Consider the following 15754-nt stretch of genomic DNA (forward strand, 5'->3'; position numbering starts at 1 on the left):
AAGCCGGATCGCGTTAAGCGTCCGGCTTTTTTTTAGGTCGGGTAAGGCGAAGCCGCCACCCGACACCTCTTTTAGGCTGCTTTTGCCACCGCTTCCGCTTCAGGGCGTTTCAGCACCGCGTAAGAGAGCCCCGCCACCAGCGTACCGGCAACAATCGCCAGCAGGTAACCCAGTACCGGGGTGATAGCGCCAGGGATCAGCAGAACGAACAGACCACCGTGCGGTGCCATCAGCTTCGCGCCAATCGCCATTGAGATCGCCCCGGTCACCGCGCCGCCAACGATACAGCAAGGCAGAACACGCATTGGGTCACGGGCAGCGAACGGAATCGCCCCTTCGGTGATAAAGCACAGGCCCAGTACCAGCGCCGCTTTGCCGCCTTCCTGCTGCGCTTTGTCGAATTTACGACGCGCAATAATCGTTGCCAGGCCAAGCGCCAGCGGTGGCACCATACCGGCCGCCATAATGGCCGCCATTGGCGCGTAGGTCTGGGTACTCAGCAGGCCAACACCGAATGCATAGGCCGCTTTGTTTACCGGACCACCCATGTCGGTACACATCATGCCACCGAGGATAGCACCCAACAGCACCGCGTTTGCCGTGCCCATGGTTTGCAGCCAGTGGGTCAGACCCGCCAGGATACCCGCCACCGGCTTACCAATCAGGTAAATCATCGCCAGACCGACCACCAGGCTGGAAATCAGCGGGATGATCAGAATCGGTTTCAGGGCTTCCATACTTTGCGGCAGCTTCAGCTTCGAACTGATAAGCTTTGCGACGTAACCCGCCAGGAAACCGGCGATGATACCGCCAATAAAGCCGGAACCGGTGCTCACGGCCAGCATACCGCCGATAAGACCCGGCGTCAGACCCGGACGGTCAGCGATGGAGAAGGCGATAAAGCCTGCCAGCACCGGCACCATCAGCGCGAACGCGGAGCCGCCACCAATCTGCATTAACGCCGCAGCCAGCGTTCCTTCTTCTTTAAATGCGGTGATACCAAACGCGAATGACAGTGCGATACACAGACCGCCCGCCACCACCATCGGCAGCATATAAGACACACCGGTCAGCAGGTGACGATAGGCGCCCGCGGATTCTTTTTTCCCTTCGGTAGCCGGTTTAGCCGCACCGGTTGCCTGATAAGGCTGGGCTTCCACCAGCGCTTTATCAAACTCCTGCGCGGTCTTTTTCAGCGCCAGGCCGGTAGAGGTGCGGTACATCGGTTTACCCGCGAATTTCGCCAGATCAACTTCGATATCCGCCGCAACGATCACCAGATCGGCTTCCGCCACTTCTTCCGGGGTGATGGCATTGCCCGCACCCACCGAGCCACGGGTTTCAACTTTTACCCACCAGCCGCGTTTTTTCGCTTCGGTTTCAATCGCTTCAGCCGCCATAAAGGTATGCGCGACGCCCGTCGGACAAGCTGTCACCGCCACAATGCGTTTCGGGCCCGTGGCAGCAACCGGTGCTGCCGCAGCCGGTGCGCTATAGACAGACGCATGACCTTTCGCTTCGCTCAGGAACAGTTCCGGATGTGCCACCGCGCGATTAATATCGCCCAGCCACACTTTTTTGCCGTTCAGCGCGCTGTCAGCCGGGACCTTATCACCCAGCACAATCGCCAGTTCAGCGTCGCCCGGGTTATCGGTCATTTCCAGATGTGCTTTGTTCGCCGCCGCTCCCAGCAGGGTCTTCGCCATATAGGCGCGAGCCTGTCCGAGACCGGAGTCAATAATCAGCAGCGTTTTCATTATTCCTCTCCTGCTGTTAGTTAAAAGGTTTTAAGTCAACGCGCGCCATCATCGCGGCTAACTGGGTACGATCGGTAATGCCGACATTGCTCTGACTCACGGCCAGGGCTGCAACGGCGGTGGCAAGACGTAAAGTATGTTCACTGGATTCGCGCATCAGCAGGCCATAGATCAGACCGCCAACCATCGAATCCCCGGCGCCAACGGTGCTGACAACGTCAACCGACGGCGGTTTGGCGATCCATTCGCCAGACGCGTTAACCCACAACGCCCCTTCTGCACCAAGCGAAATCACCACGTGAGCGATACCCTGCTCGCGCAGCGCATGGGCAGCGTCAATCACATCTTTTAATTCTGGCAGCTTCCGGCCAGCCCAGATCTCAAGTTCACGACGATTAGGCTTCACCAGCCACGGGGACGCTTTCAGGCCGGCGACCAGCGCATCACGGCTGCTGTCAAAAATGATGCACGGGCACTGGCTGCGCAGGCGCGTCATCCAGTCGGTGAAGGCTTCCGGGCTTACGCCAGATGGCAGACTGCCGCTGACGCACACCATGTCGAACTGGCCCAGCCAGGTCAGAGAATCGTTAACAAAACGCTCCCAGTCAGACGGCGTCACTTCAAAGCCAGAGAAGTTCAGATCGGTCACTTCCCCGTCTTTCTCCGTCAGTTTGACGTTGATACGGGTACGGCCCTGAACAACCTGGAAACGGTTAGCAATGCCCAGCTCGCTGAACAGCTGCTGGAAACCATCCTGGTTATCTTTACCGAGGAATCCCCCCACGGTGACATCGATACCGAGATCCTTGAGCACTTTCGCGACGTTAATCCCTTTGCCTGCAGCATGCAGGCCAGTGGTACGCACGAGGTTTACTTCGCCGCGCTCAATCTCCGGGCAAAACCCCACCAGGTCATAAGCCGGGTTCAGCGTAATAGTCGCAACACGTCTGCTCATTATGCGCCCTCCCCCAGACCCGCCGCGATGGCATCGCCAATCGCTTTCAGCGCCTGTTCAGCATCCGCACCCTGCGCGGTGAAACGCAGACGGTGACCCTTCTTCACGCCCAGCGCGACAACTTTCATCAGACTACGACCATTGGCCGCTTTGCCCGTGCCATCCAGGTTAGCCACGGTGATCTCACTTTCAAATTGTTTAATGGTATTCACCAGCATGGTGCCCGGACGGGCATGCAGGCCGTGCTCGTTACGTACAACGAACTCTGCGCTCAGCACGTCATCCGTCAGCGCATCATCACTGGTCAGCAGAGCCAGCACGGTGGCGGCATCCGCATTTAGCAGTTTTTCAGCTTTGTTGTTCAGCAGCAGATCGCCCAGACGCTTCAGCACGGCAACCGGCTGGTCATCGGTCATGGCGACGGTCACCAGCAGTGCAGCGCTTTCACCGTCTACGTCAAAGGCGTTTGCGGCACGGCTCACCGCGATAGCGCTCCGCAGGTTGCCTTCAGCACTGTCGTTCAGCCAGATACCCTGGCCCAGATTGAGAGGCTTATCGTTAATGACGCGGGTGACAAAGGTAGCGTCTGCTGCCCCGGCTTCTTTGAGGCGTCCGGCATTCAGGGCCTGCAGCGTCACCAGATCGGTCGCGGCAACGTCCAGCGTCAGCGTGTCGTTATCCAGTTTCAGCGCTTCGCTCTGTTTTTCGCCCATCAGCAGAGCGCGCAGCTCTTCAGCGGTGGTGGCGGATTTCAACTGCTCGGCCACGGCGTCATCGCTCAGCACATGCGTCAGCTGACGCAGCAAACCTAAGTGCTCGTCGCTGCTGGCCGCGATACCGATGGCCACGTAAGCCACCTGCCCCTCGCCCCATACAACGCCCTGCGGGAACTGATAAACCTTAACGCCAGTTTTCAGCACCTGATCGCGGGTGTCTGTGGTGCCGTGCGGAATAGCGATGCCATTGCCGAGGAAGGTCGAGGTCTGCTGCTCACGCGCCAGCATGCCGTTGACGTAGCCTTCAGCCACATTGCCGGCCTGCACAAGGGCAGCGGCAACCTGACGAATGGCCTCTTCTTTGTTCCCGGCCTGAGCGCCCGGGTGGATATCCTGTACAGATAACTGGAACATGGTTCTCCTCTCCTGCTGAAAGTGAATCGTTTCAGCTTCACTGAGAAAAAATGCGCTAGCCTGCTCCGTTTGTTAAAACAAGATAGCGCTGAAACGTTTCAAAAAGTCTTGCGCTTTCTGCAAGACGTTGCAAGGAAAGTTACATTTCTGATTGCAGAATTTAGAGATGCAGCACATTTCTTCCTCGTTCAGCTGAATTTTGCTGACGGTCAGCAAATCAGTTTCAGCTAAGGTCAGCTGCACGCGAATATGAAATGCCATTTTGATTATTCGTGGCGAAATTGACCTCACCCTCTGTTTATTTTCTGACTCGCGACGTACACTCCGCGTCTCCTGGAAACTCACCGACTGTGAAACATGCATAACACGCCCGCCGCCGTCTCACCGAAGCCCTTTGATTTCACCTCAACGGCATTTTTAATTGTTGCCTTCCTGACCGGCATCGCCGGTGCGCTGCAGACCCCTACGCTGAGCCTGTTCCTGACCAATGAAGTCCATGCGCGTCCGGCGATGGTGGGCTTCTTCTTTACCGGAAGCGCCATTATCGGCATCCTGGTGAGCCAGTTTCTGGCGGGGCGTTCAGATAAAAAAGGCGATCGTAAAAGCCTGATCGTCTTTTGCTGTCTGCTGGGAGTGTTCGCCTGCGTCCTGTTTGCCTGGAACCGCAACTATTTTGTTCTGCTGTTTATCGGAGTGTTTCTGAGCAGTTTCGGTTCAACGGCGAATCCGCAGATGTTCGCCCTTGCCCGTGAGCATGCCGACCATACCGGGCGAGAAGCGGTGATGTTCAGCTCTATTCTGCGTGCGCAAGTATCGCTGGCGTGGGTTATTGGCCCGCCGCTGGCTTACGCGCTGGCGATGGGGTTTGGCTTTACGGTGATGTACCTGAGTGCGGCAGTGGCCTTTGTGGTGTGTGGCGCCATGGTGTGGTTCTTTCTGCCGTCGATGCGTAAAGAGCCAAAAGTGGCAACAGGCGTGCTGGAGGCACCGCGTCGTAACCGTCGTGACGCCCTGCTCCTCTTTATTATCTGTACGCTGATGTGGGGCACAAACAGCCTGTATATCATTAATATGCCGCTGTTTATTATTGATGAGCTGCATCTGCCCGAGAAGCTTGCTGGCATCATGATGGGGACCGCGGCCGGGCTTGAAATCCCCACCATGCTGATTGCTGGCTATTACGCGAAGCGTTTCGGGAAACGTTTTCTGATGCGTATCGCCGCCGTCGCCGGGCTACTGTTCTATGTTGGAATGCTGACGGTTCATACGCCGGGGCTGCTGCTGGCTTTACAGCTGCTGAACGCCATCTATATCGGCATACTCGCCGGAATTGGCATGCTCTATTTCCAGGATCTGATGCCGGGCCAGGCAGGCTCTGCCACCACCCTTTATACTAATACCACCCGCGTGGGCTGGATCATCGCAGGCTCAATGGCCGGCGTGGTGGCAGAAATCTGGAACTATCACACGGTGTTCTGGATTGCGCTGGTGATGTGCACCCTGACGATAGCGTGCCTGACAAGAATTAAAGACGTTTAAGGTGCGGTGAGTGCTTCCAGGTTAAGCAGGTACGTCATCGCCTGCGTGCGCGTGTTGCCGCACATCTCGGCGGAGGGCTGCAGCCCGGAGCAGACCTTCGGGCGCAGAGGCGAACCAAAGATCATGCACAGGTTGGTTTCAGAGAGCTGAACGCAGCGGGTATTCGCAGGCTTGCCCTCCGGCATCCCTGGAATGGGGCTGGAAATGGACGGTGCGGTACAGCACGCGCCGCAATCGGGACGACAATCCATAAATGCTCTCTATCGGTGAAAGACCCGCGCAGTCGGGTATCGGGCGCACAGTAACACCTTTTGTGTATTGATAGCAAAAGCCACGAATTCCGCTTGCCTGAAAGGCCGCGCACGAGTAATTTGGCGCGATATTTTTTACCTCCCGTAGACAGGATTACTGCAATGCCAAGAGCGAACGAAATTAAGAAAGGTATGGTACTGAATTACAACGGCAAACTGCTGATTGTGAAAGATATCGATATTCAGGCCCCGAGCGCCCGTGGTGCAGCAACGCTGTACAAAATGCGTTTCGCCGACGTACGTACCGGCCTTAAAGTGGAAGAACGTTTTAAAGGTGATGATATCGTTGATACCGTCACTCTGACCCGTCGCTATGTTGATTTCTCCTATATCGACGGCAACGAATATGTATTCATGGATAAAGAAGATTACACCCCGTATATCTTCACCAAAGATCAGATTGAAGAAGAGCTGCTGTTCATTCCTGAAGGCGGTATGCCGGATATGCAGGTTCTGACCTGGGACGGCGTGCTGCTGGCGCTGGAACTGCCGCAGACGGTTGATCTGGAAATCGTTGAAACGGCACCGGGTATCAAAGGCGCGTCCGCCAGTGCGCGTAACAAACCCGCGACGCTGACCACCGGTCTGGTGGTGCAGGTACCTGAATACCTGTCCGCGGGTGAGAAAATCCGCATCCATATCGAAGAAAAACGCTATATGGGTCGTGCTGACTGAGTGCGGCTTTTGTCGGGTGGCGGCTTCGCCTTACCCGATCTACAAAAACACAAAAACCGGCTCTCAGGCCGGTTTTTTGTAGGCCCGGTAAGCGTAGCGCCACCGGGCAACAGAACTTACAGAAGCTCAGGATACTTCGTCATCTTCAGCGCCAGCTCTACGCCGCGCACTTCTGCCATCCCTTTCAGGCGGCCAATCGCCGAATAGCCCGGGTTCGTTTTCTTACGCAGATCGTCCAGCATCTGGTGTCCGTGATCCGGGCGGAACGGAATAGGACGTAAATCGCCAGCCTGTTTACGACGTGCCTCTTCCGCCAGAATGGCATCCACCACCGCCACCATATTCACATCACCGCTCAGGTGCGCCGCTTCGTGGAAGGTTTTCGGGTTCTCTTCACGGCAGGTTGCACGCAGATGCGTGAAGTGAATACGATCGCCAAAGGTTTCAATCATCCGCACCAGGTCATTATCCGCACGCACGCCATACGAGCCCGTGCACATGGTAAAGCCGTTATAGATGCTATCGACCGTCTCTTTCAGCCACTGCATATCTTCAATGGTTGAGACGATACGCGGCAGGCCGAGGATGGGACGCGGAGGATCGTCCGGGTGTACGGCCAGACGCACGCCCGCCTCTTCCGCGACCGGCACAATCGCGCGCAGGAAGTACGCCATGTTTTCGCGCAGCTGATTTTTATCAATGCCGCCGTACTCTGCCAGACGGGCGCGGAACTGATCCAGCGTGTAGCCCTCTTCTGCACCCGGCAGGCCCGCGATGATATTGCGGGTCAGCTTCTCTATGTCTGCTTCACTTGCTGCGTTAAACCATTCGCGCGCCTGCTGCTGCTCGTCGGCCGTGTAATCGGCTTCCGCGCCAGGGCGTTTCAGAATGTGTAACTCAAATGCCGCGAAGGCGATCTGATCAAAACGCAACGCTCGTGAACCGTCTGGCAGTTGATACTCAAGGTCAGTACGCGTCCAGTCAAGAACAGGCATGAAGTTATAGCAAACGGTATCGATGCCGCAGGCCGCCAGGTTGCGGATGCTCTGCTGATAGTTAGCAATCCAGGTCTGATACTCCCCAGAATGGGTTTTGATATCTTCGTGAACGGGAATACTTTCCACGACAGACCAGGTTAAGCCTTTTTCTGCCAGCAGCGCCTGAAGCTGTTGAATCTCCTCTACCGGCCACACCTGGCCATTCGGAATATGATGCAGCGCCGTGACGACACCCGTTGCGCCAGCCTGACGCACATCATCTAGAGAAACTGGATCGTTCGGCCCGTACCAACGCCAGGTTTGTTCCATTGCCCACCCTCCAAAGTTGTTATACCAATATGTATTACTGCGATGACGACTACCATACATGTTTAATGAAGAGGGTCAACACAGCGCCACAGATTGATTGATCGAACTCACAGAACGGCGATATTTACGGCTTACCAATTCTCTTTGTTGTCATATAACTTTACACTGACATTGTTAATTAATGGTTAATCAGGTGTGTATTTCATGAAGACAATTGCCTCCACCTCGCTTCCTGCCCATGTTCAGCAGCCGCGCTACGATCGCTCGCTTCTGCGCTCGCGCATCGTTCACTTCGGCTTTGGTGCTTTTCACCGTGCGCATCAGGCGTTATTAACCCATCGGGTGCTGAATGCCAAAGGAGGCGACTGGGGCATTTGTGAGATCAGCCTGTTCAGCGGCGACGTGTTGATGAGCCAGCTGCGGGCGCAGGATCACCTCTTCACCGTGCTGGAGAAAGGCGCGGAGGGCAACCAGCCGATTATCACTGGAGCCGTGCATGAATGCCTGAACGCAAAACTGGACTCGCTGGCCGCCATCATTGAGAAATTTTGCGAGCCGCAGGTGGCAATTGTTTCCCTCACCATTACTGAGAAAGGCTATTGCATCGACCCCGCAACCGGGAAACTCGATTTGCAAAACACCCGGATCGTTCACGATCTGGAAAACCCGACGGAACCCCATTCCGCCCCAGGGATCATCGTCGAAGCGCTCCACCGCCGCCGTGAACGCGGCTTACCCGCCTTTACGGTGCTTTCCTGCGATAACATCCCGGATAACGGCCACGTGGTGAAAAATGCCGTGCTCGGCATGGCGCAGAAACGCTCTGAAGACCTGGCCGGATGGATTGATAACCATGTGAGTTTCCCGGGCACAATGGTTGACAGGATTGTGCCCGCCGCCACCGATGCCTCGCTGACGGAGGTCGCGCAGGAACTCGGTGTGGAAGATCCGTGCGCCATCAGCTGCGAGCCCTTTATTCAGTGGGTCGTGGAAGATAACTTTGTCGCCGGACGCCCGGAGTGGGAAGTGGCAGGCGTGCAGATGGTGCAGGACGTTCTGCCGTGGGAACAGATGAAATTACGTATGCTGAACGGCAGCCACTCCTTCCTGGCGTATCTGGGCTATCTCGTCGGGTATGCGCACATTAATGAATGTATGGATGATGAGGCGTTTCGTCAGGCCGCGCGGCGGTTAATGCTGGATGAACAGGCCCCTACGCTGCGTATCACCGACGTTGATCTGACGGCTTACGCCGACAGCCTGCTCGACCGTTTTGCCAACCCGGCACTGCAGCACCGTACCTGGCAAATTGCGATGGACGGCAGTCAAAAGCTGCCCCAACGCATGCTGGATGGGATCCGTATTCATCTGGAGCGTCAAAGCGCGTGGCCCCTGCTGGCGCTGGGTGTGGCGGGCTGGATCCGCTACGTCAGCGGTACAGATGAACAAGGCAATACGATTGATGTCCGCGATCCGCTCAGCGACAAAATCCGTGCGAAGGTTGAAGCCAGCAATGACGCAAACCGCGTTAACGCTCTGCTGACGCTGAGCGAAGTCTTTGGTCACGATCTCGCACAAAACCACGTTTTTGTCGAGGCGGTGAACCAGGCATACCAACGTATAGCCCGTCTCGGGGCGCGCCAGGCTGTTATCGAAACGTTAAATCTTTAACGTTTATTGCGCTTAAGGCGAACGGACATGCGCTCCGTTTGCCCTTCCTCTTCTCATTGCGCCCTTTTTTCGTCAGGATGAGAGATAATTGTTACATCATCACAATTATCTACCGGAGCGCACGTGACCAGGACCAACCTTATTACCGGTTTTCTCGGTAGCGGGAAAACCACCTCAATTCTCCACCTGCTGGCCAATAAAGATCCGGCAGAAAAATGGGCCGTACTGGTCAATGAATTCGGTGAAGTCGGTATTGACGGCGCGTTACTGTCTGACAGCGGCGCCATGATCAAAGAGATCCCGGGCGGATGCATGTGCTGTGTGAATGGCCTGCCCATGCAGGTGGGGCTGAACACGCTGCTGCGTCAGGGTAAACCCGACCGCCTGCTGATTGAACCGACGGGGCTTGGCCACCCGAAGCAAATTCTTGATTTACTCACCGCACCGGTTTACGAGCCGTGGATAGACTTACGCGCCACGCTTTGCCTGCTCGACCCGCGACAGCTGCTGGATGAAAAAGCGGTAGCCAACGACAACTTCCGCGATCAGCTCGCCTGCGCAGATATTATCGTCGCAAATAAAGAAGATCGGGCCACGGCTGAAAGCCAGGCGGCATTCGATGCCTGGTGGCAACATTTCGGGGGCAACCGTCAGCGGGTACAAACCACTCAGGGGAAGATGGATGTCGCCCTGCTCGACCTGCCACGCCTGAACCTCACCGAGCTGCCAGCCAGTGCGGAGCATGCGCATAGTCATCCCGCAAAGCAGGGTCTGGCGGCGTTGAGCCTGCCGGAACACCAGCGCTGGCGACGTAATCTCAACAGCGGTCAGGGTCATCAGGCCTGCGGGTGGATCTTTGATGCCGACACCGTTTTCGACACCATAGGCATGCTTGAGTGGGCAAGACTGGCGCCGGTCGATCGCGTTAAGGGGATTATGCGCACCCCCGACGGCCTGGTGCGCATCAACCGTCAGGGTGAAGATTTTTTTATTGAAACGCAGAATGTTGCGCCCCCGGATAGCCGAATAGAGTTAATTAGTGCGGTTAACACCGACTGGAATGCCCTGCAGTCCAGCCTGTTGAAGCTTCGTTTAAGTTCGGGCGGCTAACGTTGCCCCTGATTTCCCTGTATGCTGAATGTTATGACAACTCGAATTCCCCTGATTTTGCTGCTCAATGTCGCCGGACTGGCGCTCTTTTTCTCCTGGTATATCCCGGTGGATCACGGTTTCTGGTTTCCGCTGGATTCTGCCATCTTCCATTTCTTTAACCAGGCTCTGGTGAAGAGTGATGCCTTCCTGTGGCTGGTGGCGATTACCAACAACCGCGCGTTTGACGGCTGTTCGCTGGTGGCGATGGGCTGCCTGATGCTCTCTTTCTGGCTGAAAGAGGACAAAACCGGGCGTCGCCGCATTATGATTATTGGTCTGATGATGCTGCTGCTGGCTGTCGCCATTAACCAACTGGCTACGGCTATTATTCCGGTCAAGCGCTCAAGCCCAACGCTGTTCTTTACCGATATTTATCGCGTCAGCGAATTGCTGCATATTCCAACGAAAGATGCCTCTAAGGCCAGTTTCCCTGGCGATCACGGCATGATGCTGCTTATTTTTTGTGCAGTTATGCTGCGCTATTTCGGCAGGAAGGCGTTCGCCATAGCCCTGATTATTTTTGTGGTTTTCGCCTTCCCTCGCGTAATGATTGGCGCACACTGGTTCACCGATATTGCCGTGGGCTCGCTCTCTGTTGCGCTGGTCGCGTTACCGTGGTGTCTGATGACACCGCTGAGCGACCGGATAATAGCCCTGTTTGATCGCTATCTGCCGGGTAAAAAGCAACAAGCATTAAACAAATAATTAACCAAAATTAACGTCCGCTATCAGGGATCATTGCGATCCCTGATAGATCTCCCGCCACGATCGTTTCGCACTGTCATCTTCCCGTCATCTCTTTCATGATAAAAATGAATCAATTGCGTGATAAAGCGCCGGATCTGACTGCATTTTAAGCAATGCCGGATTTTTACTTTCTGTATCACAATTTCTTATAAAAAAAAGGCTTTTTTTACTCGCAATAGCCCTGGCAATCGGTTAATCTCGAACTCGTTTTGCCCCATAGAGATAATTATTTCCTTGGTGAATAAATTTGTGCGCTGCGCCACAAATGTGACCAGAAAGAATTGTCTCATTGTGAACAGATAATTAGTCTCGTCACGTTTGGCATTTTTATAACGATATTTGTCGTTAAGGACTTCAAGGGAAAATAAACAAAATGGTCAAATCTCAACCGATTTTGAGATATATCTTGCGGGGGATCCCGGCGATAGCAGTTGCGGTACTGTTGTCTGCATGTAGTACATCGAACACCGCAAAGAACATGCATCCTGAGACGCGTGTTGTGGGAATGGAAGATTCCTCGTCACTGCAAGCCTCTCAGGATGAATTTGAAAATATGGTACGTAATCTGGACGTGAAGTCCCGTATTATGGACCAGTATGCTGACTGGAAAGGCGTGCGTTATCGTCTGGGCGGCAGCACCAAAAAAGGTATCGATTGTTCCAGCTTTGTACAGCGTACCTTCCGTGAGCAGTTTGGGTTAGACCTGCCGCGTTCAACTTACGAACAGCAGGAAGTGGGCAAGTCGATTTCACGTACAAAACTGCGCACCGGTGATTTAGTTCTGTTCCGTGCCGGTTCAACGGGTCGACATGTGGGCATCTATATTGGTAATGACCAGTTTGTACATGCCTCCACCAGCAGCGGTGTGACCATTTCCAGCATGAACGAGCCATACTGGAAGAAGCGCTACAACGAAGCGCGTCGCGTACTGACCCGCAGTTAATATGATGATTGTATCGTTGGTTATCCCTTGGCTGGCGATATGATGAAAAAAAGACACTGCTTCGGCGGTGTTTTTTTTTGCCCGTTACACTGAATACATCCAGCGGCAATTCAGGAACCACGACGTCTATGTTCACCCGCTACTTTTCCAGTCATCGCAAGATACTGTTCCTCAGTATTATTACAGGTCTGGTCACTGCCCTGCTTTTGGGTTCATTGCAATTTTTCTGGAGTTACCACAAGCGGGAAGTCCGGTTCGACACCCTGATTACCGATGTGAGCCTCTACATGGAGAGCTATTTCGAAGAGTTGAAAACCTCTATCGATGTTCTTCAGCCCCTCACGCTGAACAGCTGCCATGACGTCAATGCCGAGCTGACGTCGCGCGCGGCCTTCAGCCTCAATGTGCGCGCGTTCTTGCTGGTCAGGGACAAAATCGCCTTCTGCTCGTCGGCCACCGGGCCGATGGATACGCCGATGGAAGCCCTTATACCTGAGCTGCACATCAACAAGAAGATTGATATGGCATTACTGCCGGGCACGCCTATGCTGCCGAATAAACCCGCCATTGCCATCTGGTACCGAAACCCTCTGGTTAAAGACGGCGGGGTGTTTACGTCAGTTAATCTCAATCTGACCCCCTACCTGCTTTATACCGCGCGCCAGGACGACTTCGCAGGGATTGCCATCATCATCGGTGATATGGCGCTGTCCACCATGTCCAGTACCCTGGTCAGGGCGCAAGATTTACATGCCGTGCCCGAGCGTACCGCCACGCTTAAGGCCGTGCCGCTGACCATTAAGCTGTACGCTGACAAGTGGACAAGCGACGAAATCCTCTACGCCCTCTTCTTTGGGCTGGTGTGCGGCATTGCGGCAGGATCGCTGAATTTCTATATCCTCACCATCCGCGTAAATCCCGGCAAAGAGATCCTCAGCGCCATTAAGCGCGGCCAATTTTATGTGGTCTATCAGCCCGTGGTGGATGCAAAAGATCTGAAAATGCGGGGGGTTGAGGTCCTGATGCGCTGGAAGCACCCCACCATGGGTGAGATCCCCCCTGATGCGTTTATCAATTTTGCTGAAGCGCAGCAGCTGATTGTTCCGCTCACGCTGCATCTGTTTGACCTTATCATTCACGATGCGCCGGTATTACAGACCCAACTGCCGCCGGGCGCAAAACTCGGTATCAACATTGCGCCGGGGCACCTGCACGCCGACAGCTTTAAAGATGATATGCGCACGTTTAAAGAGTTACTGCCGCCGGATCACTTCCAGCTGGTGCTGGAAATTACCGAGCGCGACATGCTCAACCACCGTGAAGCCAACAACCTGTTCGAATGGCTGCACAACGAAGGGTTTGAGATAGCGATCGATGATTTTGGTACCGGCCACAGTGCGCTGATCTATCTTGAACATTTCACCATGGATTACATCAAAATCGACCGGGGTTTTGTTAACGCCATCGGGACAGAAACCGTCACCTCACCGGTGCTTGATGCCGTACTGATGCTGGCAAGACGGCTGAACATGTCCACCGTCGCAGAGGGCGTGGAAACGCCGGAACAGGCGGCCTGGCTGCGCGAACATGGCGTTAACTTCCTGCAGGGATACTGGATTAGCCGTCCGATGCCGCTGGAGCAGTTCCGTGAGTGGCGGCCCGACCTGACGCACGCTGGCGAATAATTTCACATTGCCCGTGACGTCACTTATTATTCAGCTTAACTGAGCCGGTCTGTTAAAGAGGGAGCTGTCGCGAGATGTTTATGCGCTTCATACTGTTGCTGTTGGCACTGACGGCCCTGTCCAGCCAGGCGCAAACCATCAAAGAAGACGTTGCGTTTGCGGTGATTGGTGAACCGAAATACGCGGTGAATTTCACCCATTATGATTACGTCAACCCTGCCGCGCCGAAAGGCGGGAATGTGACGCTCTCCGCCACCGGCACGTTCGATAACTTCAACCGCTTTGCCCTGCGCGGTGTGGCCGCGGCGCGCACAGAATCTCTCTACGATACCCTGTTTGTCACGTCTGATGATGAGCCCGGAAGCTACTATCCGCTGATCGCCGAAAACGTGCGGTATGCGGATAATTTTGCCTGGGCGGAAATTTCGCTTAACCCGCGGGCGCGTTTTCATGACGGTTCGCCGGTCAGGGCAAGCGACGTCGCCTTTACGTTTCATAAATTTATGACTGAAGGCGTTCCTCAGTTCCGTATTGTCTACAAAGGCGCGTCGGTCAGGGCCATCGCACCGCTCACCGTGCGCATTGAGCTGAGCGAGCCGAATAAAGAGAATATGCTGAGCCTGTTCTCCCTGCCCGTAATGCCTGAATCGTTCTGGAAAGCTCATAAGCTGAGCGACCCGCTCTCCACACCGCCGCTGGCAGGAGGCCCGTACCGCATCACCGACTGGCGCATGGGGCAGTATGTGGTCTATTCCCGTGTAAAAGACTACTGGGCCGCCAACCTGCCGGTAAACCGGGGGCGCTGGAATTTCGACACCCTTCGCTATGATTACTACCTGGACGATAACGTGGCTTTTGAGGCCTTTAAGGCCGGAGCCTTCGATTTACGCCTGGAGAGCAGCGCTAAAAACTGGGCCACGCGCTATATCGGTAAAAACTTCGCCAAAGGCTACATCGTCAAGGACGAGCACAAAAATAGCTCTGCCCAGGACACGCGCTGGCTGGCGTTTAATATTCAGCGCCCGGTGTTTAACGACCGCCGGGTACGTCAGGCCATTACCCTGGCCTTTGACTTTGAGTGGATGAACAAGGCGCTGTTTTATGGCGCCTACAGCCGCGCTAACAGCTATTTTCAGAATACCGAATACGCGGCGCGCGCTTACCCCAATGCCGACGAGTTGACGCTGCTGGCCCCCTTCAAAGCACAATTGCCGCCGGAAGTGTTTACCACCGTGTTTGATCCCCCCACCTCCGATGGCAACGGCTTTGATCGTGACAATTTGCTGAAAGCCAGCAAACTGCTGGATGAGGCCGGTTGGGTCCTGAAAAATCAAAAACGGGTCAATGCCCAAACGGGAAAACCGTTGAGCTTCGAGCTACTGATCGCGTCAGGGGCAAACGATCAGTGGGTTTTGCCGTTTAAGCACAACCTGGCCCGGCTGGGGATCACAATGAACATACGCCAGGTGGATATCGCCCAGCTGACCAACCGCAAGCGCAGCCGGGATTACGATATGATGCAGAGCCTGTGGCCCGCGCAGCCCTGGCCAAGCTCCGACCTGCAGATTTCCTGGGCGTCCAGTTACATCGACTCCTCGTACAATGCGCCGGGGGTAAAAAGCCCGGTCGTTGACGCGCTAATTGCAAAGATCGTGGCGGCACAGGGCGATAAACAGAAGCTCCTGCCATTAGGACGCGCCCTCGACAGAGTGTTAACCTGGAACTACTACATGCTGCCCATGTGGTATATGGGTGAAGATCGTCTTGCCCGCTGGGACAAATTTTCGCTGCCTGCCGTGCGCCCGATCTATTCGCTGGGCTTCGATACCTGGTGGTATGACGTTAACAAAGCCGCCAGACTCCCAGCTGAGCGGCGATAAGG

General features: G+C 55.1%; 13 protein-coding genes. 8 read left to right on the top strand and 5 right to left on the bottom strand.

The features are described from left to right. Positions 1 to 71: 71 nt before the first annotated feature. From fruA to fruB, 3 genes are read right to left on the bottom strand one after another with little or no spacing between them, the layout of a single operon-like run. Positions 72 to 1757: a PTS fructose transporter subunit IIBC gene (gene fruA / locus PUZ33_RS19775; RefSeq protein WP_023619758.1), complete on the bottom strand. Its 1686-nt coding sequence runs from the start codon at positions 1755 to 1757 to the stop codon at positions 72 to 74. A gap of 16 nt (positions 1758 to 1773) precedes the next feature. Then, positions 1774 to 2712: a 1-phosphofructokinase gene (gene fruK, locus PUZ33_RS19780; protein ID WP_014170919.1), complete on the bottom strand. Its 939-nt coding sequence runs from the start codon at positions 2710 to 2712 to the stop codon at positions 1774 to 1776. Then, positions 2712 to 3842: a fused PTS fructose transporter subunit IIA/HPr protein gene (gene fruB / locus PUZ33_RS19785; protein ID WP_020690121.1), complete on the bottom strand. Its 1131-nt coding sequence runs from the start codon at positions 3840 to 3842 to the stop codon at positions 2712 to 2714. Before fruB ends, fruK begins: the two co-directional genes overlap by 1 nt. Before the next feature lie 357 nt (positions 3843 to 4199). On the opposite strand from fruB, the gene setB reads away from it, so the two are divergent. Then, the gene (gene setB, locus PUZ33_RS19790; RefSeq protein ID WP_013097970.1) at positions 4200 to 5381 is read left to right on the top strand and encodes a sugar efflux transporter SetB; all 1182 of its coding nucleotides are present in this window, start codon (positions 4200 to 4202) and stop codon (positions 5379 to 5381) included. Here the strand turns inward: setB and PUZ33_RS19795 are convergent. Then, positions 5378 to 5632 (bottom strand): YkgJ family cysteine cluster protein, encoded by a 255-nt coding sequence (locus tag PUZ33_RS19795; RefSeq protein ID WP_023619756.1) that lies wholly within the window; start codon positions 5630 to 5632, stop codon positions 5378 to 5380. The two genes, setB and PUZ33_RS19795, sit on opposite strands and share 4 nt — an antisense overlap. 162 nt (positions 5633 to 5794) lie before the next feature. Between PUZ33_RS19795 and yeiP the strand changes: the two genes are divergently transcribed. Beyond that, positions 5795 to 6367 (top strand): elongation factor P-like protein YeiP, encoded by a 573-nt coding sequence (yeiP, locus tag PUZ33_RS19800; RefSeq protein ID WP_008500940.1) that lies wholly within the window; start codon positions 5795 to 5797, stop codon positions 6365 to 6367. 116 nt (positions 6368 to 6483) lie between these two features. Here the strand turns inward: yeiP and uxuA are convergent, their stop codons facing one another. Beyond that, positions 6484 to 7674, bottom strand: a complete 1191-nt coding sequence (gene uxuA / locus PUZ33_RS19805; protein WP_062676792.1) for a mannonate dehydratase — start codon at positions 7672 to 7674, stop codon at positions 6484 to 6486. Between the two features lie 204 nt (positions 7675 to 7878). On the opposite strand from uxuA, the gene PUZ33_RS19810 reads away from it, so the two are divergent. The 6 genes from PUZ33_RS19810 (at position 7879) to PUZ33_RS19835 (ending at position 15752) form a co-directional block, all read left to right on the top strand. Continuing rightward, complete coding sequence (locus tag PUZ33_RS19810) at positions 7879 to 9345, top strand: mannitol dehydrogenase family protein (protein ID WP_058680883.1); 1467 nt, start codon at positions 7879 to 7881, stop codon at positions 9343 to 9345. A 123-nt stretch (positions 9346 to 9468) separates the two neighbouring features. After that, positions 9469 to 10455 carry a CobW family GTP-binding protein gene (locus PUZ33_RS19815; protein ID WP_058680882.1) on the top strand — a complete coding sequence of 329 codons (987 nt, stop codon included), beginning with the start codon at positions 9469 to 9471 and terminating at the stop codon, positions 10453 to 10455. A gap of 33 nt (positions 10456 to 10488) precedes the next feature. Beyond that, positions 10489 to 11202: a phosphatase PAP2 family protein gene (locus PUZ33_RS19820; RefSeq protein WP_029883087.1), complete on the top strand. Its 714-nt coding sequence runs from the start codon at positions 10489 to 10491 to the stop codon at positions 11200 to 11202. Between the two features lie 415 nt (positions 11203 to 11617). Beyond that, positions 11618 to 12187: a bifunctional murein DD-endopeptidase/murein LD-carboxypeptidase gene (gene mepS / locus PUZ33_RS19825; RefSeq protein WP_023619753.1), complete on the top strand. Its 570-nt coding sequence runs from the start codon at positions 11618 to 11620 to the stop codon at positions 12185 to 12187. A 128-nt stretch (positions 12188 to 12315) separates the two neighbouring features. Next, positions 12316 to 13872 carry a cyclic di-GMP phosphodiesterase gene (locus PUZ33_RS19830; protein ID WP_058680881.1) on the top strand — a complete coding sequence of 519 codons (1557 nt, stop codon included), beginning with the start codon at positions 12316 to 12318 and terminating at the stop codon, positions 13870 to 13872. 74 nt (positions 13873 to 13946) lie between these two features. Continuing rightward, entirely contained in the window at positions 13947 to 15752 is a 1806-nt protein-coding gene (locus tag PUZ33_RS19835; RefSeq protein WP_020690112.1) for an extracellular solute-binding protein, read from the top strand. The last annotated feature ends 2 nt before the right edge of the window (positions 15753 to 15754 follow it).

Source organism: Enterobacter cloacae complex sp. 2022EL-00981, from assembly GCF_028737495.1.
In the GTDB taxonomy this organism is placed as follows: domain Bacteria; phylum Pseudomonadota; class Gammaproteobacteria; order Enterobacterales; family Enterobacteriaceae; genus Enterobacter; species Enterobacter cloacae.